The sequence below is a fragment of the Corynebacterium sp. TUM25020 genome (assembly GCF_056388495.1).
In genome coordinates this window covers 325,556-348,324 of the sequence record NZ_JBWJFG010000001.1, presented here as the reverse complement: position 1 = coordinate 348,324, position 22,769 = coordinate 325,556, and the positions used below count along the sequence as shown (strand labels likewise).

The following is a 22,769-nucleotide window of genomic DNA, read 5'->3' as shown; positions in this document are numbered from 1 at the left end:
ATTAATTACTCCTCTACGCAAAGGGGTTGTCCGGAGCGGTTTATATACTGCCCACACAAGCCAAGAAAAATTTTTTGGCAACACCACCACACCACCTGCGAACAGGCAAAAAGGGGCAATACCGTGTTCGAGCATTCCACCACCACACCCTGCTGGCGCGTCACCGATCCGTGCGATCCATTGAGTGCCGCAACATGCGAAATCAACCGCGGCCACGTCAAACTCGCCGTGGCCTGCACTCCCGAGATAGACGAGTGTGTTATCGACGTTTCCACACGCCTCGCAGTGCGCTTGGGTTTAACGGAATACAGGGCACTCACTCTGGTTGAGATCGGCCACATGTTCCGCCGATTCCCCACTATCCGTGAGGCAGCAAATACGGGCGCTTACTCTCTTGACCTGCTTCGATGCATGGCCGAATGCCTCAGCCCGGTCAGCCAGAACATCCCTGAAATCTTCGAGGAAAAAATTTTTCAAGCGATCTCCCCCACCGTGCCCAACCAGGCAATGCTAGCCAGGGCCACGATCCGCAGCCGGCTAGAAAGAATCATTCGCAAGTACGACCCCCTTGCACTCCCGGAAGACTCGGCCGACACCGAAGACGGCTCCAACAAGCGCCTAGAAATCGACGATCGCCCGGATACCACCACTGTTTTCTTCTTGACGCTACCCAAGCTCGAAGGGCTAGAGCTTCAACGGACACTCAACAACGTGGTGAAGAACAACTCCTGTTCCCGCGCCGAAGCCCTGATGCGCCTGGTGCGCAGGCAGACCACGGCAGACATCACGCTAAACCTGTATCAAAGTACGGATCAGCCGGATGCCCAGATCTGGGCCGCGGGTGGCTGGGTCAGCTCAAAGGCCACGCAGAGATGGAAGGACCGCGTTACGCACGTCCAGTTCCCCGGTACGGCGAGCAACGAGGGCTACTCCCCCACACCTCTGGTGCGGGCCAGCGTGGAGGGCCGCGACGGAACCTGCCGCTTCCCGGGATGTTCGGTGCCCGCACACAAGTGCCAGCTGGACCACGTGCAGCGCTACGACCACGAAAACCCGCAGGCAGGAGGGCCAACGGCGACGTCAAACCTGCATTGCCTGTGCGCCAAGCACCACAACGCGAAGACGACTGGCTCCTGGGACGTCACCATCCATCCCGACGGCAACGAGACCTGGACGAGCCACGGCGACGGGCACACGGTGATGACGGCTCCCAACGGGCCACTGGGCCGGGAAACCTTCGCCCAGCGAGCGGAGAATCGTCGACGGGCAGCCTAGCGCGGCTCGTCGACTGGGACTCCCATGACGTCCAGCGCCGTAGCCAGACCGTCGTAGTTGGTGACTAGCATGACGAACGCAACCTGCTCCCGCTCGCTCAGCAGATCCCGCACGCGCCGGGCCATGTCGGCGGTCAGTCCACGGTCGCGGACTAGCTGCTCAGCGGCGTCCAGCAAGGTGCCGTGACGGCCGGTGAAGCCGTGGTCGGGTTGGAATAGGGCGTCAATATCCTTAACCCCAACCCTCGCCGCGAGGGCACGGTGCTGGTCGGCTTCGTAGGCGCTGCCGCGCAGGTAGGCGACGCGGAGGATGATCATTTCGGTTTCGACGCGCGAGAGGTAACCGAAGGGCATCATCGAGCCGCCGTAGAGCAGCCAGAAAAAGAACAACCGCGGGGCGCGGCCGATGGTGGCGAACACTCCGAGGTTCTTCTTCTTGGTTACGCGGGCCCCGATGCGCGTGGCGAAGGCACCGAACGGGCCGAGGCGGCGCAGGTGCTGCCTACGCGGTACAGGGCCGGGCCCCAGCGGTATAGTTTTGTCTCCCATACTTCTGGGAGGTTAGTCGGTCGACTTAGGACTCGCTGGGGATCGTGAGAACTTCGTAGCCATCTTCGGTGACCAGCAGCGTGTGCTCGAACTGCGCGGTCCACTGGCGGTCCTTGGTCTGGACGGTCCAGTCGTCGTCCCAGACTTCGTAGTCAAGGCCGCCGAGGTTGATCATCGGCTCGATTGTCAGGGTCATGCCCGGTTCCAGCAGGTCGGTGTACATGGTTGGGCGGTCGTAGTGCAGCACAACAAGGCCGTTGTGGAAGGTCGGACCAACGCCGTGGCCGGTGAAGTCCTCCACGACGTTGTAGCCGAAGCGCTTGGCGTAGCTCTCGATCACGCGGCCGATGATGTTGATCTGGCGGCCCGGCTTGACGGCCTTAATGCCGCGCCACATGGCCTTTTCGGTGCGTTCGACCAGCAGGCGGTGCTCTTCGGAGACGTCACCGGCTAGGAAGGTCGCGTTGGTATCGCCGTGCACGCCGTTCTTGTAGGCGGTGACGTCGATGTTGACGATATCGCCGTCCTGGATGACGGTGCTGTCGGGAATGCCGTGGCAGATAATCTCGTTGAGGCTCACGCAGCAGGACTTCGGGAAGTGCCGGTAGCCGAGGGTGGAGGGGTACGCGCCGTGGTCGCACATGTATTCGTGCGCCACGCGATCGATCTCGTCGGTGGTCACACCGGGGGCGACGGCAGCCCCGGCGGCGTGCAGTGCGTCGGCGGCGATGCGGCTAGCTTCACGCATCTTTTCGATCGTCTCGGGCGTCTGCACCCACGGCTCACCAATGTTTTCTTGAACGCTGTCCTTCCATGCGTACTCCGGGCGCTCAATATTGGCCGGCACGGTGCGGATGGGGGTGGGCTTTCCAGGGGTCAATGGTGCTCGAGTCATGTCGCACCATTCTACTCCGGGCGCTTGGCTCCTGACCCGTCGAGGTTCTTGAAGAAGTTGGACGTTACCGCCGTGGCATGTTCGGACCCGCCGCCCAGCACAACCAGAGTGGCGAAAGCCAGGTCACCGCGATAACCGGCAAGCCAACTGTGCGAACCCCCGTTGATTTCCGCCTCACCGGTCTTGGCGTACACCTCGCCGGCATCGGCTACGCCAGATCCAGAGCCGTTCGTGACCACGGCGCGCATCATCCGCCGCAGCTGTTCAATGACCTTGGGATCCAGCTTCTTTGTAGCATCCTTCTTGGCTTCTTCGTTCTGAGCCTTCGTGTGATGGTTCTCGCCACTGATCAGATAAGGGGTCGGAGCCCGCCCCGCAGACACGCTGGAGGCCACCATGGCCATACCAAACGGGCTGGCCAGGTCGAGACCCTGGCCATACCCCGCCTCAGTACGGTCGAGCATCTTTTCGCCCTCGGGCACGGAACCGGTGATGGTATCTAGCCCCTCAATGTCGTAATCGGCTCCCAGGCCAAACTGCGAGGCAACGTCCTTCAGTTCGCCAGGCTTCAGCTTGGTAGAGATATCCGCGAAGGTAGTGTTGCACGATTTAGCGAAAGCATTTTCCAGTGGCGTGCTTCCCAGAGAGAAACTGTTGTAGTTCGTCACGATACGCCCGCCAATATCCTGAGTGCCGGGGCAGCCGACAATGGAATCCGGGGTCAGGCCCTGCTTCTGCAGACCCGCATAGGCCGTGAGCATCTTGAACGTCGAACCCGGAGGATACTGTCCCATGAGGGCGACGTTTCCATCTTCGTCGGCCTTCTCCGACTGCGCGACGGCCAACACCTCGCCAGTGGAAGGACGCATGACAACCATCATCGTCTTCGAATCGGCGCGAGTATCCACTGCCTTCTGCGCTGCCTCCTGCACCTTGCGCGACAGAGAGACGTGCACGCTTGGAGAAGCCTTCGGGTCCTCTCCCCCGACCTTCGCAACTTCATTCCCCTCGCTGGTAGCAGCAACTACCTTCCAGCCATTTTCTCCCTGCAGGTCTTCTTCAACAACGCTGCGCACGCGGGCCATGATGTCCGGCGCAAAGGACGGATCCGGGCGCACCAGGGAAGGCTCTTCGTTCATCCGCACGCCCTCAACGCCACCAAGGGCACCTTCCAAACGCTTACCTTGGGCCTGATTGACCGTCAGTACCGAGTACTCACCATCTACGTCTTCGGCCTCGTCGGCCTTCTTCACTGGGTCGATACTCGGAACCGACTTATCGGCACCACGCAAAGCGTCGAGCTCGCCGGCAATGCGCCGCATAGTTCCGAGAACATCGGCTACCTTGTCCTTGTCGACAAGAATGCGGTACTGCGTACCAGGTTCCAACAGCACCGCACCATCGGACCCTACGACATTTGCCACTTTCGCCGGCACGCTACGCAGCTCCAGGTGTTGGTTCGCACCCAGCTCCGGGTGGAGAACCGCCGGCTGCCAGCGTACGAACCAATCGTTCCCCGTGCGAGTAAGAGTCATGGAGGACTCATAGGCGAACTTACGTCCGCCGGGCAGGTCCCAGCGCAGTTCGTACTGTGCGGTTGCCTGATTGTCCTGGGTGTTGACGCCCTTCAGTTCGGTCTGCAGGCCTTCGGCCTGCAGAGACGACCACGCCTGTGAGATAGCTTGCGTGGCCTTGTCGGGGTTATCGGTTTCCCCTCCCGCGGTGGAGGCCTCGCCGGGATTGGAAAGAGCCGCTAGGAAGGCCTGTGCGGCGTCATCAGCAACATCGGGTTTCGGGGTGCAGGCAGCAACGCCCAGAGCGAGCCCAGCCGTCGTGACGGCGGCGGTGATGGCGCGGCGAGGAGTCCAAGAGGTGGTGCGCATAGCCCCAGAGATTAACAGGGCTAATCGATAATTCCGCGCTCCCTCGCCACAGCAACCGCAGCTGTCCTATTTTTTACGTTGAGTTTGGAGAAAACATGCGCCATGTGGGACTTCACCGTTGCCTCGGTGAGGATCAAGCTCTTCGCAATTGCGCGGTTGGACAGGCCTTGGCTAGCAAGCGTAAGGACCTCCTGCTCGCGGTTCGTCAGGGACTCAAAGGGATTGGCCAGGCGACCCCGAAGCTTGCCGATGATGTTATTGTTCATCACTGTTTGTCCGCCAGCGGCCTGGCGGATGCCCTCGGCCAGTTCTTCTGGGGCACAGTCCTTAAGGAGGTAACCAACTGCGCCAGCGGAAATAGCGCCGAGCACGTCACTGTCCGTGGAGTAGTTGGTCAGAATCAACACCTGCGGGGCAGGTCTATTCTTGCGGATTGCACGGGTTGCCCACACTCCCCCGGACTCGGCGCCCTCACTGCCGGGGCCTTCGCCAAAACGCAGATCCATCAGCACAACATCGGGCTGCTCTGCGGCAGCAATTGCGACGGCTTGCTCGGGTTCACCGACAGAGCCGATGATCTCCACATCGCTCGCTCCCCGCAGCATAGCCTCGATCCCAGCGCGAACAACCGGGTGATCATCGCAGATCAGAACGCGAAGATTTCCTGGCATCCTCTACTCCTAACGGATCGGCATTTGGATAGACACGCCGCAGCCGGCGTCGGGCGCGCTTTCTACATGCATGGTCGCACCGATGAGGTTAGCGCGGCGGCGTACACCAGCTAGACCTACCGGCGAGAGGCTCAGCTTTTCAGCGGCGATCTTGCGAACCTGCTCCTCATCCATGCCACGACCATTGTCGACAACATCCAGGCTCAGCAGATCCTCCTGGTAGGTCAAGGTCACTCGCGCCTGCGTGGCCTCGGAGTGCTTCACCACATTGGAAACCAGCGATTGCGTAATACGCGTCAGCTCCTGTTCAGCCTTTTCATCCAGATCGTAGGGCGCCCCCTCGACCTCAAAGCTTAGGGATTCCCCCATCGGCGTACCGGAGCACACTCGAGCCAATGCGATAGGCAGGTCACCGCCGACCAGCGGGCCGGGCTGCAGGGCTGCGATAATGCGCCGAGTTTCCGCCAGGTTGTCCTCGGCAGTTGTGCGGGCGAGGCGAAGATCTTCCAGGATCTCCGGATCTTCCACCCGCTTTTCTACGGCCTGCAGAATCATGTGAATGGAGCTTAGGCCTTGTGCGACCGTATCGTGGATCTCCCCTGCCAGGCGCGTGCGCTCACCCATCTCCCCGGCATGTCGGCTCGCAGCCTCCCGGGCACTGGCCTCGTCGCGCAATTCCTTAAAGCCCAGGCCAACGACAGTGGCCACCACTGAGGCAACGATAGGCCCCAGGGCCTCGCCACTCTGGTAGATAGACAGGAACGTCACCACTACATTGCAGACGATTGCTGGCCACATTGGTAGCACACCAACGCATAGGAAGAACAGCGCAAACGCCATAAATGCCGCGCTCGGAGCAACTAGTAGTAGGCACGCCCAAGTGGCGATAACCAAAGTCAGCCACAGCCAAGTGGGGCGCAGCCACAGACCCATCACATAGATGAAGCACAGGGCAGCGGCATTCCACGACCAGCCGTCCCTAATGACGGTCACGGTCATCAGCAGCGCCATCAGCAGGTGTATGCCCACCCCCAGGTAGGACCACGCACGATTCAGCGCTACGACCTTGTTCGATTTAGCTTGGTGAATCATAATCGCTTCTAAGTTTAGCGAGCGCAGGGTGTAGCCCGCCTCCACCTAAAGTATGAGTCGAGGACTACTACTTTGCCCGATGTGCTTTTCTTATTGCCCGCGCAGAATTAGAAGCATGTTAAGCAATAAGTCGTTAACCCCAACCCGGGGATTCATGTTCCAAGGGATACGCGAACTGCGCGGTTCCCGCGGCAAGACGGCGCTCATCATCACCACCGTTTTGCTGATCACCGCTATGGTCACTCTGCTGAGCTCCCTGTCCGCAGGTCTGAGCTTCCAATCCGCCTCTGCACTGGAGTACAAGGTCGGTAGCAACCAACAGCTCGTGCTCAACGATGCTGGCGGCACTGTTTCCCTCAGCACTGGTTCACTTAGTGACGCCCAAGCCCGCGAGGTTGAAAGCCACGACGGCGAGGTCGTCACTATGGCCCGCTCGAAAGATTCAGATGGTCAGTCATTCATCGCCATGTCCGATAACGGCAACAAGCCCAGCGAAGAGCTTTACCTAGAGCACCAGCCCATCCACTGGATGAGCACCGAAGAGGTAGAAAAACTGCCCGGCAGCTCCACCTTTGGCGTGGTCTCCAGCGACGCGGAGCCAATCACCGGCACGGTCATGTTGAAGGGCAAGGAGGCGCTGAACGCCAGCGCATCCTACAAGGGCGAGCAGTCCTCCCTAAATCTGATGATCGTACTGCTCTACGTCATCTCCGCACTGGTGCTCGGCGCATTCTTCACGGTGTGGACAATGCAGCGCCTACGCGGCGTAGCGATCACCGTCGCCCTTGGTGGTACCCGCTCCAGCATCCTGACCGACGCCGTCGGCCAAGCATTGGTCGTCCTTATCGTCGGCATTTCCGCGGGCACCCTGCTCACCGTCGGTGTCGGTGGGTTCTTGGAGGGAATCCCCATGGATGTCTCCGTTAACACCACTCTTATTCCGGCCGCCATCCTGCTGCTTGCGGGTCTGCTCGGTGCCGGCCTATCGATCATCCCCGTAATGAAGGTCGATCCGCGAAAGGCAATGAACTCATGATCTTCCCAGCACTTGAAGTAAAGAACATCTCCCTCGAGATCACCGACGGCACCACAAAGCGCAACCTACTCACGGACGTTTCTTTCAACGTTGACCCCGGTGAGGTCGTAGGCATCACCGGTCCCTCCGGCTCCGGTAAATCTACCCTGCTGTCCATTATCGGCTGCCTGGAAACCGCTACCTCCGGCTCCGCCGTTCTGCATGGTGAAACCACTTTGGAACTTGGCACCGTCGCGGGGCGCCAGGCTGCGGAAATCCGTCGTCGCCACCTCGGCATCGTGTTCCAGCAGCCAAACCTGCTGCCGTCGCTGACGGCTAAGGAACAGCTCATGGTGATGAACCGTCTGGATAAGCCATTCGGTATCAGCGGGAAAAGGTGGCGTCAACAGGAAGAAAAGGCCGAGCGTTTGCTGAAGGAAGTGGGCCTGGAAGGGCGCGAGGATGCGAAAGTCTCCGAGCTTTCCGGCGGCCAGCAAGCTCGTGTAAACCTGGCTCGCGCGCTAATGAATGACCCCTCCCTGCTGCTGGTTGATGAGCCGACCGCGGCCCTGGATACCACCAATGCACAGCGAGTCACCGAATTGATCGTGGATCTGGCGCGCGAGCGAAACACGCCTGTGCTCTATGTCTCCCACGATCGGGAGCAGCTGGCCACGCTGAACCGCCGCATCGAGCTAGTCGACGGCAAGGTCCGCGAGGTAGAAATAGCGACTATTTAGTCACTCGTACATCGGCCTTCTGGCCTTCGACAGCCTCAAGGCCCTCCTCATCGGCGATGCGCATAGCTTCCTCGATGAGGGTTTCCACAATCTGATCCTCGGGCACGGTCTTAATGACCTCGCCCTTGACGAAAATTTGTCCCTTACCGTTGCCGGAGGCCACGCCCAGGTCGGCGTCACGGGCCTCGCCCGGGCCATTCACGACGCAGCCCATAACGGCCACACGCAGCGGGAACTCCATGCCCTCGAGGCCCGCAGTGACCTCGTCGGCCAACTTGTACACATCCACCTGGGCGCGGCCACAGGACGGGCAGGACACGATCTCCAGTTTGCGGGGGCGCAGGTTGAGCGACTGCAGGATCTGGTCGCCCACCTTGATCTCCTCCACAGGGTCGGCGGAGAGAGACACGCGGATCGTATCGCCGATACCCTCGGCCAGCAGCGCACCGAAAGCCACGGAGGACTTGATAGTTCCTTGGAAAGCCGGGCCTGCTTCCGTGACTCCCAAGTGCAGCGGGTAATCCGACTTAGCGGCAAGCTGGCGGTAGGCCTCCACCATCACGACCGGGTCGTTGTGCTTGACGGAAATCGCGATATCGCCGAAACCGTGCTCCTCAAACAGGCTGGCCTCCCACAGTGCAGACTCCACAAGAGCCTCGGGCGTGGCCTTTCCGTACTTTTCCATGATGCGCTTGTCCAGCGAGCCGGCGTTAACGCCAATGCGAATCGGAATGCCAGCGTCCCCAGCAGCCTTGGCAACTTCCTTAACTCGACCGTCAAATTCCTTGATATTGCCCGGGTTCACGCGCACCGCAGCACAACCAGCGTCGATAGCGCTGAAGATGTACTTCGGCTGGAAGTGAATATCCGCAATCACCGGGATCGGGGACTTCTTAGCAATAGCGGGCAGAGCCTCAGCGTCGACGGTCTTCGGGCACGCCACGCGAACAATATCGCAACCGGAAGCGGTCAGCTGAGCGATCTGCTGCAGTGTTGCGTTGACGTCGTGCGTCTTCGTCGTGGTCATCGACTGCACCGAGATAGGGTGATCGCTGCCGACCCCTACCCCGCCGACCATCAGTTGGCGCGTCTTGCGGCGCGGCGCCAAAACCGGAGGCGGACCGTCGGGGATACCCAGGGAAATACCAGACATGAACGAAGACAACCTTTCAGTCGTGAATGCCGTTAAACTGCCTTCCGATTCTACCGCGAGAATCTAGAAGATCCGGATTGGGTTCACTACATCGGCGATGATGACAATGATGCCGAATACCAACAAAACCGCTGTGGCCGCATAGGTCAGGGGCATGAGCTTGGTGTAGTCAGCAGGACCACCCGGCTGCTTACCGCGCAAACGGCGGAAGAAATCCCGAATCTTTTCGTAGATCACTACGGCAATATGACCGCCGTCCAGCGGGGGCAGCGGCACCAGGTTAAAGGCGGCGAGGAAGAGATTCAGGCTCGCCAAGGTCAAAAGGAAGCTCATCCACTGCTGGTACTGCACCAACTCTCCACCAACGCGAGAAGCACCCACCACACTCATGGGAGAATCATCGGCACGGTGGCCACCGAAGATGGATTCGACCACGCCGGGCACGCGCTGTGGCAGCTCAATGAGTCCGTGGAAAGTGTCATTGACCATTCCCCCGGTAAAGGCCAGGGTTCCGCCGACTGCGCTGGCGGGATTGTAGTGATTCATCACGAGCTGTGGACGCTTCGCCCGAATGCCGACAGCACCTGAGGTCATGGTGTTGCCCGCGGAGTTTACTCGCTCAACAAGTTGAATCTGGAGATCCAAATTCTTGTGCTGACCACCGCGATCGACGACTGCGGGGACGGTAATGCGATCCCCGACCTTCTTGCCGTCGTCGCTTGCGCGCTCGGCCTCGGTAGCAATGGCCTTGGTGAAGGCTTGGAAATCTTCTGTCTCTTCGCCGTTGACGGAAAGGAATGTATCGCCGGTCTTGACGCCCGACTCCGCCGCCGGACCGTCACCCGTACACTTCTGCAATGTGCCGTCCGCATTTTGCTTTGCCGGGGCGCACTGGGTGGATTCGACGGTGGGGGTGAAGACCACACTGCGATCCGGCAGTCCCCAGGCCAGAGCCACTCCATAGAGAATTCCCAGTGCCAGAAGGATGTTCATGATGATGCCGCCGAGCATCACGAAGATGCGACGGTGCGCCGGTTTGTCGTACATGGCGTACGGGCGCTCCTCGTCGGTCATTTCATCCAGCTTCGTCATGCCGGCGATGTCACAAAAGCCGCCGAGGGGTATGGCTTTCAGCCCGTACTCAGTGTGTCCCTTGCGGAAGCTAAAGAGCGTCGGGCCAAAGCCGATGAAGTAGCGCCTCACCCGCATGCCGGACATACGGGCGGCGATAAGGTGCCCTGCCTCGTGCAGGGCGATGGAAAGGGCAATGCCTAGAGCGAAGAGAAGTACCCCTAGTCCGAAAGCCACGTGGCCATCCTTTCGTGTGCCTTCGCCCGAGCTTCGCGCTCCGCGGCCAGCACATCCTCCAAGTCATTGGGTTCGGCGGACAGGTGCTGGCAGGCCTCCATGGTTGCTGCGACCGTATCCACGATGCGGGGGAAGCTAAGCCTGCCGTTTAGGAACTCGACAGCAGCTTCCTCGTTCGCTGCATTATAGACCGCAGGCATGGTGCCGCCGGAAGTGACTGCCTGGCGCGCCAACATCACGGCCGGGAAGACATCATCGTCCAAGGGCTCGAAGTGCCAGTCGGTGGCACCGGAAAAGTCCAGCTTGGGTTGGGCGTCGGCAATTCGATCCGGCCAGCCGAGAGCTAGCGAGATCGGCAGCTTCATCGATGGTGGGGAGGCCTGAGCGATGGTCGCACCATCGATGAAAGTAACCATGGAGTGCACGATCGACTGCGGGTGAACGGTCACTTCGATCTTTTCCGCGGGAATACCGAACAGCAGGCTTGCTTCAATGAGCTCCAGGCCCTTGTTCACCATGGTGGCCGAGTTCAGAGTATTCATTTGCCCCATAGACCAGGTGGGATGGTTGGCGGCCTGCAGCGGAGTGACGTCCTCCAACTGCGCACGCGTATAGCCACGGAACGGGCCGCCGGAAGCTGTCAGAACTAGGGAGTCCACTTCATCTACCCGCCCTGAACGGAGGCACTGAGCCATTGCAGAGTGTTCAGAATCCACGGGAATCAACTGATCCGAGTCCGCGGCTTTCAACACGAGCTGGCCGCCAGCGACGAGCGATTCTTTGTTAGCAAGGGCGAGTTTGGCCTGCGTGCCGAGTGTCGCCAACGTGGCGTCAAGCCCCAAAGAGCCGACGAGGGCATTAAGGATGACGTCGCTCTCCCCCAGCGTCGGGCCGATTTCCTCGACCAGCATGCGGGCGGAGTCCTTCCCGCGGATGCAACGGCTGCCGAATTCCCCGTCCAACCAATCCGCCGTGCGCGCCGAGGCCACAGCAACGCATTGCAGGTCCAGGCCAAACTCGCGCACCTGCTGCGCCAACACGTCGGGTTTGGAGCCGTGTGCGGAGATGCCTACAAGCTCGAATCGCTCCGGGTTATCCGCTATGACCTCTAGTGCCTGTGTGCCGATGGAACCGGTGCTGCCAAGGACTATTACTCGCTTTTTCACGCGGCCTATTCTATTTCTTTTCTTCTGGACGCCCCGCCTCCACACCTAAATTGGGTACTTTCCTGGGCACGCACACGTCCGGATAGGGAAAAACCGGGCGCGATGTGTCAAAATACGAGAGATAGATTTTTTTGACCTTCAGGAGGAAACGGTGGCGCACCACTCTAAGGAAGCTGAAGTTTACAACGGCGTATCCACCGCGGACGTTCCGTCTGCGGCTTGGGGCTGGAGCGAGCTTCCGCGTCGCGGAATCATCACCGCCGGTGTTATCGGCGGCCTGTTCTTGCTGGGCATGCTGTTCGGCAACCACAAGGGCAATGTGGAAAACATCTGGCTGATCGCCCTGGCAGTTGTGGTCTTTCTCGGTGTGGGTCTGTGGGCTGCTCGTCCGTCTTTGGGCAAGCCCCGCAAGACTGTGACCGCTCGCAACAAGCCCGAGGGGCACGTAGAGCCGGTATGGTCCGCTGACCAGCTGAACCTCACGGGCGCATACTCCAACCTGTCCGACGATGAGCTGCGTGCACAGAACATCGATCCGGCATCGGTAACCCGCTAGTTTTAGCTCCCCCCTTACACTGCGCAGGCTCCCAACAGCCTGCGCAGTTTTTTACCGTTCCTCTGCCGCTAGCTGGCCACAGGCAGCGGCAATTTCCTGCCCCTTGGTGTCACGCACCGTACAGGGCACACCTTGAGCCTCCACACGGCGGACGAACTCATCCTGCCTTTCCTTTGGCGAGGCATCCCACTTCGAGCCTGGAGTTGGGTTCAGTGGAATAACGTTCACATGCACCTTCGTGCCCAGCGCCCCACGCAATTTCTTGCCCAGTAGGTCGGCGCGCCAAGGCTGATCATTCATATCGCGGATCAAGGCGTACTCGATGGAAACGCGGCGCCCGGAGGTGTCGGCGTAATAACGGGCAGCATCCAGTACCTCCTCCACCGACCAACGGTTGTTGACGGGAACGAGTTCATCGCGCAGCTCGTCGTCCGGAGTGTGGAGCGAAACCGCCAGACGAACCTTCATCTGCTCGTCCGCCAATTTGCGAATTGCCGGGGCCAGCCCCACCGTCGAGACAGTGATGTTGCGCTGGGAAATGCCAAAGCCATCCGGAGCTGGAGCGGAGATCTTGTGGATAGTCTCGACCACGCGCTTATAGTTCGCCAGCGGCTCACCCATACCCATAAAAACAATATTGGAGAGGCGCCCGCCCTCGCCTTGCATTACCTCAGCGGCTGCGCGAGCCTGTTCCACCATTTCACCGATGGATAGGTTACGGTCCAGTCCGCCCTGCCCCGTCGCACAGAAGGGACAGGCCATACCGCAGCCGGCCTGAGAGGAAATGCACAACGTCGCCCGATCCGGGTAGCGCATGAGAACGCTTTCCAGCATCGTGCCATCGTGCAAGCGCCACAAGGTCTTCCGCGTCTCCCCGTCGTCGGCCTCCATGTTGCGGATGGGCTGCATGAGCTCTGGGAACAGCGCCTCCTTCACCGCTGCGCGCTTCGCCTCGGGCAGATCCGTCATCTTCATCGGGTCGCCTTGCAGGCGGCCGAAGTATTGACGCCGAATCTGATCTGCCCGGAACTTCGGCAAACCGAGCTCCTGGACCTTCTGCTGCAAGGTCTCCGAATCAAAATCCGCCATATGCGCCGGCGGCATTCCCCTTTTGGGTGCTGCAAACTGAAGTTTCACTGGTGTAGCCATTATGCGCCCCATTATTGCACGGGCCGGGGGTAACCCTCACATCGCCGAAATCTGAACCCAGGGTGCTTTTGCCGTTGAATGGTGGGTATGAACGAGAACCTAAATCAGCAGCCCGAGCCGACACCGCAGTCGGCGTCACCAGAAAAGACGCCAGAACCGGTACAACGACCAACGTCGGCACCGACCCCAACACCAACTCCAGCACCGGTACAAAAGCCAGAGCATCGCGAGGTTAAGAAGTCCCTGGCGGGCACCACGTGGGTCGGATTGATCGTCGGTGTGCTGCTGCTGATTGTGTTGCTCGTTTTCATCCTCCAGAATCAAGAATCCGCCGAACTGCAGCTCTTTGCATGGACGATGACCTTCCCAATTGGCGTGGGAATGCTGATCGCAGCGATCATCGGAGCACTGATTATGGCGCTGGTTGGAGGCGTGCGCATCGTACAGCTACGAAAGCAGGTTCGGGAGTAACTACACTTCCGCCTTCTACACACCGCTGAGCATATTCAGCACGACCCAGGTGATCATCGCCGATGGCAGCATGCCATCCAGGCGATCCATGAGGCCACCATGTCCCGGCAGCATTCCTGACATGTCCTTGATGCCGAGATCGCGCTTGAACTGCGACTCCACGAGGTCACCGAGCGTGGCGCAGCAGGCAAGGCCGGGCCCGAGTAACAAGCCGATCCAGAACGGGCCGGAAAGAAGCAAGGTCACACACGCCACGCCAATGGCGGTGGATAGAATAAGCGAACCGACGAAGCCCTCCCAGGACTTCTTCGGACTGACGGCAGGCGCCATTGGGTGGGATCCGAAGAGCACACCAGCGATATATCCACCCACGTCGGAGCCGACAACGCACAGCATGAATGTGACAATGAAAGCCCAACCGTCAATGTGATCGCGCTGCATTCTCGAGAGCATCGCGGCGAAGCTGCCGAACAGCGGGATCCAGGTCAGAACGAAAATGCCGACCGCGGTATCCCGCAGGTAGTTATGCGGTGGTGAGGAGCGCCCATAGTGGAAAAGACGCGTGACCATTACCATCAGCACACTGATAACAAAGCCCGCCAGGGCTCCCGTTGGTCCGAAAGGCCAGGATAGCCACACGATCACCTGTGCGCCTAGGAAGAGCACAGGAAGGTTCAGTACATACCCGCCCTCGTACAGACGTCGCCATACTTCGTAGACGGCCAGCGACATGGCAAGGGCGACCAGGGGGTACCACGCAAAGGGCGTGAACAGCCCCGCGATGGCAATGGCCCCTAGAAAAACTCCAACGGCTATAGCCTGCTTGAGGTCACGGCCGGGACCGTTCTTTGGTTTCGGGCGAGCAGAGATGGGTACAGAGCCTTTCTTGCGCGGGCACAAAAGAGTGCAGGAGAGCTAAACCTCCAGCAGTTCCTTTTCCTTGGCCTCAACCAGCTCGTCGACGCGCTCTACGTAGCTGTGGGTGATCTTTTCCAGATCCTTCTCGGCTGCGCGAACCTCGTCTTCGCCGGCCTCGCCGTCCTTCTGGATCTTCCCCAGCTGTTCCATGCCCTTGCGGCGGATATTACGGATGGCGATCTTTGCATCCTCGCCCTTGGACTTAGCCATCTTGACCATGTCCTTACGACGCTCCTCGGTAAGCTGCGGAATGGTCACACGCAGCACCTGGCCATCGTTGGTGGGGTTGACGCCCAAGTCGGAGTTGCGGATAGCGTTCTCGATCTCTCCCATGGTGGACTGCTCGTAGGGCTTGATCAGCAGCATGCGCGGCTCCGGCACACTAATGGTAGCCATCTGGGTGATCGGGGTGGGAACCCCGTAGTACTCAGCTACCACGCCGTTGAACATAGACGGGTTCGCGCGACCGGTACGAATGGTCGTCAGGTCTTCGCGGGCGTGCTCCACAGAGCTGGTCATGCGCTCTTCGGACTCAAGCAGAATATCGTCAATCATGTTTAAGAATTTACCAGCCTATGGTGGGGAAAGTGTTGAGGTGTCGGGATCGTGTTGGCACTAGTTTGCGCTGACATTGCTGTCGACGAGGGTGCCGATGCGCTCGCCGGCGACGGCACGGGCAATATTGCCCTCGGTCAGTAGATTGAACACCAGAATCGGCATCTTGTTGTCCATGCAAAGGGAGAACGCGGTGGCGTCGGCAACCTTTAGGCTCTTTTCGATAACCTCCCACGGAGTGATCTCGTGGAACAACTCCGCATCCGGGTTCGTGCGCGGATCGTCGCTGTATACGCCGTCGACAGCCTTGGCCATAAGCAGCACCTCACAACCGATCTCCAAGGCACGCTGAGCAGCGGTGGTGTCAGTGGAGAAGTACGGCATACCCATACCTGCACCGAAGATAACAACACGCCCCTTCTCCAGGTGACGAGATGCGCGCAACGGGAGGTACGGCTCCGCCACCTGCGTCATCTGGATAGCGGTCTGTACGCGGCAGTCCACGCCTTCTTGCTCCAGGAAATCCTGCAGAGCCAGGCAGTTCATGACCGTGCCGAGCATGCCCATGTAATCGGAGCGGGAACGATCCAGGCCCCGCTGCTGCAATTCAGCGCCACGGAAGAAGTTGCCACCGCCGATTACCACCGCTACTTCCACGCCGGACTTGGAGACCTCGGCGATCTGACGCGCGACATTCTGCACAACATCGGGATCGATGCCGACCTTGCCACCGCCGAACATCTCACCTCCCAGCTTCAGCATGACGCGCTTGTAGCCTTCACGGTTTTCGGCTGTAGTCACCGTAGTTGCTCCTTAGTTTCGACAGTTTCGATTTTTCGACGTGGTTCAAACTGGTGGCCAGTTTACCCCACCTCTACAACAGAAAAAGTCCCCGGCACCCTATCGGTGCGGGGACTTTTGTAGCTAAGCCTGGTGGCTATTTAAGCCTGGCCAACCTCGAAGCGCTTGAAGCCCTTCAGGGTCACGCCAGCCTCGTCCATAACCTGCTTAACAGACTTCTTGGACTCGGTGACAGACGGCTGATCCAGCAGGCAAACGTCCTTGAAGTAGCCCTTCAGGCGACCCTCGATGATGTTCGGCAGAGCCTTCTCCGGCTTGCCCTCCTCGCGAGCGGTAGCCTCAGCGATCTCGCGCTCCTTGGCGACGGTCTCGGCCGGAACTTCGTCGTTGCTCAGGAACTTAGCCTTCAGAGCGGCAACCTGCATAGCGGCAGCCTTAGCTGCGCCCTCGTCATCGCCCTCGTAGGAGACCAGTACGCCGACTGCCGGCGGCAGGTCTGCGGAACGGTGGTGCATGTAGACGGCAACCTTGTCACCCTCGATGGTGGTGGCGCGCTTCAGCTCCAGCTTCTCGCCGATCTTTGCGGACAGCTGCTGCAGGGCGTCGATTGCCTTCTGGCCATCAACCTCGACTGCCTCGAGCTCTTCGCGGGAGTTAGCCTTAGCCTCTGCAGCGGCAGCCGCGACCTTGTCGGCGAACTCGATGAACTCGGAGTTCTTAGCGACGAAGTCGGTCTCAGCGTTAACCTCGATCATGGTGTTGCCGGAAACGGCAATCAGACCCTCGGAAGCGGAGCGCTCTGCGCGCTTGCCGACGTCCTTAGCACCCTTGATGCGCAGGATCTCGATGGCCTTGTCGAAGTCGCCTGCGGCTTCTTCCAGGGCCTTCTTGCAGTCCATCATGCCGGCGCCGGTGATCTCGCGGAGCTTCTTTACGTCTGCAGCGGTGTAGTTCGCCATGTGGGGCGATCCTCCTTCTGGTGGAAGTGTTTCATAGTGGCTGAAATAACAGTTTTTAAAATCAGTCCTGTTTTCCAGCCTAGGTTACAAGTAACGCCCACGCCCGTCGGACACGGGTCTAAAACTGTGTCCCATACGGGGGTGGGCGCTATTCGCTGGCCAAAAGCAGCCTATGCCTCGGAAGACTCGGTCTTCTCAGCCTCTGCCTCGGTAGCCTCGGCCGGCGCCTTCTCGGCGTCGCCAGCAGCTTCCTTAGCAGCAGCCTCCTGGCGCTCAGCGCGAGCCTGGCGGCCAGCCTCAACAGCGGAGGAGATGATGCTGGTCAGCAAAGTTGCGGAACGGATTGCATCGTCGTTGCCCGGGATCGGGTAGTCGACAACGTCCGGGTCGCAGTTGGTGTCCAGGATGGCAACAACCGGGATGTTCAGCTTCTGTGCCTCGGAGACAGCGATGTGCTCCTTGTTGGTGTCGACGATCCACAGTGCGGACGGGGTCTTGGTCATGTCCGCGATACCGCCCAGAACGCGCTCCAGCTTGTTGCGCTCGCGGGTCAGCATCAGAACTTCCTTCTTGGTGCGGCCCTTGTAGCCGTCCTCAGCTGCGTCCATTGCCTGCAGCTCCTTGAGGCGGTGCAGACGCTTAGCAACAGTCTGGAAGTTGGTGAGCATACCGCCGAGCCAGCGGTGGTTGACATAAGGCATGCCCACGCGCTCTGCCTCGTTAGCAACGGCCTCCTGAGCCTGCTTCTTGGTGCCGACGTACAGGATGTTGCCGCCGTGGGCAACGGTCTCCTTGACGAACTCGTATGCCTCGTCGATGTAGGTCAGGGTCTGCTGCAGGTCGATGATGTAGATGCCGTTGCGGTCGGTGAAGATGAAGCGCTTCATCTTCGGGTTCCAACGACGGGTCTGGTGACCGAAGTGGACACCAGCGTCCAGCAGCTCGCGCATAGTAACAACAGCCATGGTGTTACAGGGGCGTATCTTCTTCTAGCCGACCATGTGGCCGGCGCCGCCCCTTCCTCGCTTTCAAAGTTTAGGGTTTGACGGTTTTCTTCACGATGCACTCGACACTCACTGTACGTGGGTGGCTTATGCACCATCCTGGCAGATATTCCCCGATGTAGCTGTGGCTCGCCATGTTCGCCCGCTTACGGGACCGTGCTGGTGAGCCATTGTGTGGGGTGCGAATTATCTACGCGTAGTCAGTAGCCTTGCTTCACCCCGCGGTCTTCGCGAAACCACTTGCACTTCCTTGAGCGGTGCAGAGACGAATCCGGACATACTGCGCTTGCAACACTACCCCCTTTCACGCAGCTAAAACAAGTCCACTACACCGCGCGTCGCACGCAATCTGTGGACAACTTTGACTTATCCACAAACTCGTTCGCTTACTCTTTCTTTTTGGTGACGCCCCCACACATCATCTATAACCATGACCCCTTGGTTCTCACGTGTCCTGTACAGCGCTTTTGCAACGGTTTCCCTGTTGTATGCCGCTCCCCTGTCTCCTGCCGTCCCCAGTGCTTCATTTCCGGAGCATTCCACCCAGATTGTGCGTTCTCATCGTCTACCCACTTCCAAGGATGCGACGGTACTCCGTGCTGCGGACATACCCGATCAGGCGTGGAAGCCCGGGCACCGGGGTGTGGATCTCCAGGCAACTCCCGGGCAGGTCATCGTGGCGAGCCGGGGCGGCATTGTAGCCTTTGCCGGCGTGGTGGCAGGCACTCCTGTGGTTTCCATTAGCCACTCGGACGGTATCCGCACGACGTATGAACCGGTGCTGGCTCGGGTAAAAGCAGGACAACAGGTACACCGGGGTGAGCCCATCGGCGTGCTTGCGGATGCCACAGCCCTGCCGGACTATGCCCGTACATCACCAGGACTGTCGTGGGGCGCGCGTATTGAGGGCAAGGAGCGAAAGTATATAGACCCGATGACGCTGCTCGGCAGTGTGCGCGTCAGGCTCTGGGATGTGCCTGGTTAAAAACAGCCTTCAAACGTTCGGTACCTACGTGGGTGTAAATCTGCGTGGTGGACATATTCGCATGCCCCAACAGTTCTTGGACGACGCGCAGATCAGCTCCGCCTTCAAGGATTGCAGTGGCTGCAGAATGTCGCAGACCGTGGGGGGAAAGTTTCGGACCGGGTCCTGCCTGAGTGACCCTGTTCACCACATTGCGAACCTGACGGGGGTCGATGCGCTTGCCGCGCACTCCGACAAAGAGCGCCGAAGTTTCTTTTGCCATTTCTTTGCGCACGGATAGCCACTGCTCCAGCGCTGACACCACTGTGGCTCCGAAAGGAACGACCCGCGTCTTTTTTCCCTTACCCGTGACACGCAGGAGGTTGTTGGAAAAGTCAAGGTCGTCGACATCACACCCTGTCAGCTCAGATACACGGATACCCGTGGCGTAGAGGAGCTCGACCATGGCCCAGTCGCGAATGCCGGTAGGTGTGGCATCTTCCGGCTCGGCGCGCAGCCCGTCGAGCAGCTCGGAGGCCTGGTCGGCGCGCAGTACTCGCGGGAGCGTTCGCTGCGGTTTCGGTGCTTTAAGCGCGGCAACGGGATTAGCGCTAACGAACCCACGGTGTGCCAGGAAGGCTCCAAAGCCCCGCATGCTGGAGGCGAGACGGGAAAGGCTTGCTCGACTTGCCCCGCTGTCTACCGCCCAGCCGAGAACATCACGAGCTCGGTCGAGATCAAACTCCTCGATCCGCTCCAGCCCCTCCAGGGCGTTATCAAGGTCTCGGCGATACGCGCGAATGGTGTTCTCGCTGCGCCCCACCACATGGCGGAGGTGCTGTTCATAATCGTCCAGTGCAGCACTCAACGATGCCTTGTTGCCGACGGGACGGGAGTTGCTCATGTGACTAATGTAGCCGGTCACTCAACCCTAATCCAGCAGTCCGCCTCTCTGCGAAGCCTGCCCATCGCTTCCAAGTCGCGTAGGCAGCGGATCACCGTACGAGCTGGCAAACCGGTGGCTTCCACCAATTGAGACAGCCGACCTTCGCTCCCCCGACCGGAGGGCAAACCTGCGGCGTCAAAAATGGCTGTCTGCTCCCAGCTCAGAAGAGACGAGCGATCTTCTTCGACAAACCCCAGACTCATCTGCTCCCCCAGGGGGCTTAGATCTTCAATCAAGTCTCGGGCGCTGACTGCCAGCGTGGCCCGCGAGGTGCGAATACGGTCGAGGCACCCCAATGACGCATGCGAGGTCACCGGCCCAGGCACCGCGAAAGTTGGTTTAACGAAGGCCTCCGCCCAGTTCAAAGTGTTGAGCGCCCCGCTCCTAAGGGGCGCCTCCACCACCAAAGTCGCCTGGCCAAGTGCTGCGGCGATGCGGTTACGAGTAAGGAAACGGTGGCGCGCAGGCGGAGTGCCAGGAGGATACTCACTGATCACCAGTCCCCCTGCGGCAATGATGTGCTCGAATAGCTCTGTGTGAGCCTTGGGATAAGGAATATCCAAACCGCAGGCCATCACCGCCACCGTAGGCGCTTTAGACTGCAGAGCCGCCCGGTGGACAAGTGCATCGATTCCCACCGCACCCCCGGAGATCAGGCTAAAACCCGCATCGGCCAGATCTCCAGTGAAAGACTGCGTGACCTGCTCGCCGTAGCGCGTCGCCGCGCGTGTGCCTACGACGGTGACGGAGCGTCGCACGGCAACATCCAGGCGAATATCTCCACGCACCCACAGCGCAAACGGCGCGGCGGCCTGTCCGCGCACGGAAGAATCATGGTCTGCACCTGAATTGGCCATGCGCATGAAGCTGGCGCTAAGTTCCTCCGGCCATTCATCGTCCTCGGGTGTGACAAGTCGCCAGCCGCGCGCAGCAGCCAGCTCAATGTCCTTTGATGGATCCTGTTCATATCGCTGTGAAGTCGCGTCGGCCAGTTCATCGGGCAGTCTGCCACCCCGGCGCGCCAATGCCTCGGCGACCACTTTAACCTGCGACGCCCCAGCCTTTTCCCATCCATCCGGCCAGAGCAAGTCCAGCACATCAGTCCGGGAAGCTTCCACGACGCGTCGCAGATAGGCCCACTCATAGAGATTGTCAGTGGTTGTCATGGCTTATGCCACCTCCGTTAGTTCCTGGTCTGCTCCGAAGAGTTCCACCGCGTCACTGATATGCCCCAGATGTGGCGCGGGTGCAGACTCCAGATCCGCGAGTGTCCACGCCACACGGATGGTGCGGTCAACGCCCCGCTGGGTGATAGTGCCTGTTCGAAGCATGTCCTCGAGCAGCAACTCACCGGCTTCATCTACTCCCACCTCCCGCAAATCCTTTCCGGGTACCAGGGCGTTGCTGGCTGTGCCCCATCGCTGACGCGCACGATCCCGCGCTGCAGCTACCCGCTCTGCCACCACCGCGGTGGACTCAGACGAGTTTTTAAGCCCCGCTATCTGCGGTCGCCCCGTAGTGCGGGCAAACACGTCCACCCGATCGCGAAGCGGGCCGGAAAGCTTCGCCTGATATCTGAGCCGGGTTCCGGAAGGACATGTGCAGTCAATGGCCAGCTCTGCCCCGCACGGACAGGGATTCGCGGCTAATACCAGCTGGAAATCCGCGGGAAAAGTCGAAATCCGTTGTGCACGCACAAGCTCTACCCGGCGCAGCTCCATGGGCACGCGCAGAGTGTCGAGGCAGTCCCGGCGCGCCTCACTGACCTCATCGAGAAATAGAACACCGTGGTGTGCGAGACTCACCGCTCCGGGAACTGGCACACGTCCTCCACCAATCAATGCCGCTGGAGTCACAGAATGGTGCGGGGCGATGAAAGGCCTTCGGCCAGCAAGCACCTCCGGAAGATTCCCCTTGACCCCCGCTAAAGAATGCACGATGGCAGCCTCCACGCGCTCGCTATCGCTCATTGGCGGCAAGATTCCTGGCAACCGCTCGGCCAGCATGGACTTGCCGCTTCCCGGAGGTCCAATAAGCAACAGGTTATGTCCGCCTGCCGCAGCAACCTCCACTGCCCGGCGTGCCGCCGGTTGTCCCAACACCTCCGCCAGATCCCCCACCTCACGGGGAGGCACCTGTTGCCCTGGTTGTGCTTCCGGTAAGTCTCCGCCTCTTAACCACTCGATAACGCTAGCGAGATTGCGGGCTATCAGCACCGTTACCGCAGACTCCGCTGCCTCCGCCGCAGCGGCAGCCTCTGCCTCATTGCCCGCCGGAACCACAACCGTGGAAAATCTCTCCATCGCCGCGGCCAATACGAGAGCAAACACCCCTTGTACTGGGCGAATCTGCCCATCGAGTCCCAGCTCCCCCACTAGGACAGTTGCAGACAATCTGCCAGCCACCACTGCGTCCTCCGCAACCGCGGAGAGCATCGCACACACCATCGCCAGGTCGTATCCCGCCCCCTGCTTCGGCAACCCAGCTGGTGACAGACTCATCACCGTCCTCGACCCCGGCCACGCCACGCCCGAGTTCTTTAACGCCGAGCGGATGCGATCCTTCGCCTGCACCACCGCGGTATCCCCCATACCCACAATCGAGATGCCGGGAAGCCCCCTGCTCACATCACATTCGACGGTAATAACCGTCCGCCGCGTCCCCTCCAACGCCAGCGCTTGCGCATGCCCTACGGCCATC

Annotated in this window: 23 protein-coding genes; 6 read left to right on the top strand and 17 right to left on the bottom strand. The window is 60.1% G+C overall.

Annotated elements, in window-relative coordinates; translation table 11 throughout:
• The first annotated feature begins 123 nt into the window (after window positions 1-123).
• Window positions 124-1,275: an HNH endonuclease signature motif containing protein gene (locus AC05K6_RS01525; protein WP_476727570.1), complete on the top strand. Its 1,152-nt coding sequence runs from the start codon at window positions 124-126 to the stop codon at window positions 1,273-1,275.
• Here AC05K6_RS01525 and AC05K6_RS01520 read toward each other — a convergent pair.
• From AC05K6_RS01520 to AC05K6_RS01500, 5 genes are read right to left on the bottom strand one after another with little or no spacing between them, the layout of a single operon-like run.
• Entirely contained in the window at window positions 1,272-1,823 is a 552-nt protein-coding gene (locus tag AC05K6_RS01520; RefSeq protein ID WP_476727569.1) for a carboxymuconolactone decarboxylase family protein, read from the bottom strand. The genes AC05K6_RS01525 and AC05K6_RS01520 overlap by 4 nt on opposite strands.
• Before the next feature lie 25 nt (window positions 1,824-1,848).
• Window positions 1,849-2,718 (bottom strand): type I methionyl aminopeptidase, encoded by an 870-nt coding sequence (gene map / locus AC05K6_RS01515; protein WP_448308223.1) that lies wholly within the window; start codon window positions 2,716-2,718, stop codon window positions 1,849-1,851.
• A gap of 11 nt (window positions 2,719-2,729) precedes the next feature.
• A complete protein-coding gene (locus AC05K6_RS01510) occupies window positions 2,730-4,601 on the bottom strand; it encodes a penicillin-binding transpeptidase domain-containing protein (protein ID WP_476727568.1) in 1,872 nt (623 codons plus the stop codon).
• A gap of 20 nt (window positions 4,602-4,621) precedes the next feature.
• Window positions 4,622-5,272 carry a response regulator gene (locus AC05K6_RS01505; RefSeq protein WP_448308221.1) on the bottom strand — a complete coding sequence of 217 codons (651 nt, stop codon included), beginning with the start codon at window positions 5,270-5,272 and terminating at the stop codon, window positions 4,622-4,624.
• Window positions 5,273-5,281: 9 nt separating this feature from the next.
• Window positions 5,282-6,364: a sensor histidine kinase gene (locus tag AC05K6_RS01500; protein ID WP_476727567.1), complete on the bottom strand. Its 1,083-nt coding sequence runs from the start codon at window positions 6,362-6,364 to the stop codon at window positions 5,282-5,284.
• A 154-nt stretch (window positions 6,365-6,518) separates the two neighbouring features.
• Between AC05K6_RS01500 and AC05K6_RS01495 the strand changes: the two genes are divergently transcribed.
• Window positions 6,519-7,400, top strand: coding sequence for an FtsX-like permease family protein (locus AC05K6_RS01495; RefSeq protein WP_476727566.1), 882 nt, complete (start codon window positions 6,519-6,521; stop codon window positions 7,398-7,400).
• Window positions 7,397-8,119: an ABC transporter ATP-binding protein gene (locus tag AC05K6_RS01490; protein WP_473963185.1), complete on the top strand. Its 723-nt coding sequence runs from the start codon at window positions 7,397-7,399 to the stop codon at window positions 8,117-8,119. The genes AC05K6_RS01495 and AC05K6_RS01490 overlap by 4 nt, the downstream gene beginning before the upstream one ends.
• Here the strand turns inward: AC05K6_RS01490 and ispG are convergent.
• The 3 genes from ispG to dxr form a co-directional block, all read right to left on the bottom strand.
• Window positions 8,112-9,272, bottom strand: a complete 1,161-nt coding sequence (ispG, locus tag AC05K6_RS01485) for a flavodoxin-dependent (E)-4-hydroxy-3-methylbut-2-enyl-diphosphate synthase (protein WP_473963184.1) — start codon at window positions 9,270-9,272, stop codon at window positions 8,112-8,114. The genes AC05K6_RS01490 and ispG overlap by 8 nt on opposite strands.
• Window positions 9,273-9,335: 63 nt before the next feature.
• On the bottom strand, window positions 9,336-10,580 hold the full coding sequence (locus tag AC05K6_RS01480) for a M50 family metallopeptidase (RefSeq protein ID WP_476727565.1): 1,245 nt from the start codon (window positions 10,578-10,580) through the stop codon (window positions 9,336-9,338).
• Window positions 10,565-11,791, bottom strand: a complete 1,227-nt coding sequence (dxr, locus tag AC05K6_RS01475; RefSeq protein WP_476727564.1) for a 1-deoxy-D-xylulose-5-phosphate reductoisomerase — start codon at window positions 11,789-11,791, stop codon at window positions 10,565-10,567. The genes AC05K6_RS01480 and dxr overlap by 16 nt, the downstream gene beginning before the upstream one ends.
• 106 nt (window positions 11,792-11,897) lie before the next feature.
• Between dxr and AC05K6_RS01470 the strand changes: the two genes are divergently transcribed.
• Complete coding sequence (locus AC05K6_RS01470; protein WP_293790063.1) at window positions 11,898-12,302, top strand: DUF2631 domain-containing protein; 405 nt, start codon at window positions 11,898-11,900, stop codon at window positions 12,300-12,302.
• 51 nt (window positions 12,303-12,353) lie between these two features.
• Here AC05K6_RS01470 and rlmN read toward each other — a convergent pair whose 3' ends face one another.
• Entirely contained in the window at window positions 12,354-13,451 is a 1,098-nt protein-coding gene (gene rlmN, locus AC05K6_RS01465; RefSeq protein WP_476727563.1) for a dual-specificity RNA methyltransferase RlmN, read from the bottom strand.
• Between the two features lie 87 nt (window positions 13,452-13,538).
• Here rlmN and AC05K6_RS01460 point away from each other — a divergent pair, with 87 nt between their 5' ends.
• Window positions 13,539-13,922: a LapA family protein gene (locus AC05K6_RS01460; protein WP_476727562.1), complete on the top strand. Its 384-nt coding sequence runs from the start codon at window positions 13,539-13,541 to the stop codon at window positions 13,920-13,922.
• A gap of 15 nt (window positions 13,923-13,937) precedes the next feature.
• Here AC05K6_RS01460 and AC05K6_RS01455 read toward each other — a convergent pair whose 3' ends face one another.
• The 5 genes from AC05K6_RS01455 to rpsB form a co-directional block, all read right to left on the bottom strand.
• Window positions 13,938-14,792 carry a phosphatidate cytidylyltransferase gene (locus AC05K6_RS01455; RefSeq protein WP_293790354.1) on the bottom strand — a complete coding sequence of 285 codons (855 nt, stop codon included), beginning with the start codon at window positions 14,790-14,792 and terminating at the stop codon, window positions 13,938-13,940.
• A 45-nt stretch (window positions 14,793-14,837) separates the two neighbouring features.
• Window positions 14,838-15,395 (bottom strand): ribosome recycling factor, encoded by a 558-nt coding sequence (frr, locus tag AC05K6_RS01450; RefSeq protein ID WP_293790054.1) that lies wholly within the window; start codon window positions 15,393-15,395, stop codon window positions 14,838-14,840.
• Between the two features lie 60 nt (window positions 15,396-15,455).
• On the bottom strand, window positions 15,456-16,157 hold the full coding sequence (pyrH, locus tag AC05K6_RS01445) for a UMP kinase (protein WP_448308286.1): 702 nt from the start codon (window positions 16,155-16,157) through the stop codon (window positions 15,456-15,458).
• Window positions 16,158-16,336: 179 nt separating this feature from the next.
• Entirely contained in the window at window positions 16,337-17,155 is an 819-nt protein-coding gene (gene tsf, locus AC05K6_RS01440) for a translation elongation factor Ts (RefSeq protein ID WP_293790051.1), read from the bottom strand.
• A gap of 170 nt (window positions 17,156-17,325) precedes the next feature.
• On the bottom strand, window positions 17,326-18,120 hold the full coding sequence (rpsB, locus tag AC05K6_RS01435; RefSeq protein WP_293790048.1) for a 30S ribosomal protein S2: 795 nt from the start codon (window positions 18,118-18,120) through the stop codon (window positions 17,326-17,328).
• 469 nt (window positions 18,121-18,589) lie between these two features.
• Here rpsB and AC05K6_RS01430 point away from each other — a divergent pair, with 469 nt between their 5' ends.
• A complete protein-coding gene (locus AC05K6_RS01430) occupies window positions 18,590-19,144 on the top strand; it encodes a peptidoglycan DD-metalloendopeptidase family protein (protein ID WP_476727561.1) in 555 nt (184 codons plus the stop codon).
• On the opposite strand, the gene AC05K6_RS01425 is transcribed toward AC05K6_RS01430, so the two are convergent.
• Genes AC05K6_RS01425 through AC05K6_RS01415 form a run of 3 tightly spaced genes read right to left on the bottom strand, consistent with a single transcriptional unit; the run spans window position 19,119 to window position 22,768 of the window.
• Window positions 19,119-20,027 carry a tyrosine recombinase XerC gene (locus tag AC05K6_RS01425; protein ID WP_476727560.1) on the bottom strand — a complete coding sequence of 303 codons (909 nt, stop codon included), beginning with the start codon at window positions 20,025-20,027 and terminating at the stop codon, window positions 19,119-19,121. The two genes, AC05K6_RS01430 and AC05K6_RS01425, sit on opposite strands and share 26 nt — an antisense overlap.
• 17 nt (window positions 20,028-20,044) lie before the next feature.
• On the bottom strand, window positions 20,045-21,235 hold the full coding sequence (gene dprA, locus AC05K6_RS01420) for a DNA-processing protein DprA (RefSeq protein WP_476727559.1): 1,191 nt from the start codon (window positions 21,233-21,235) through the stop codon (window positions 20,045-20,047).
• Between the two features lie 3 nt (window positions 21,236-21,238).
• Window positions 21,239-22,768 carry a YifB family Mg chelatase-like AAA ATPase gene (locus AC05K6_RS01415; RefSeq protein ID WP_448307596.1) on the bottom strand — a complete coding sequence of 510 codons (1,530 nt, stop codon included), beginning with the start codon at window positions 22,766-22,768 and terminating at the stop codon, window positions 21,239-21,241.
• Between the last annotated feature and the right edge of the window lies 1 nt (window position 22,769).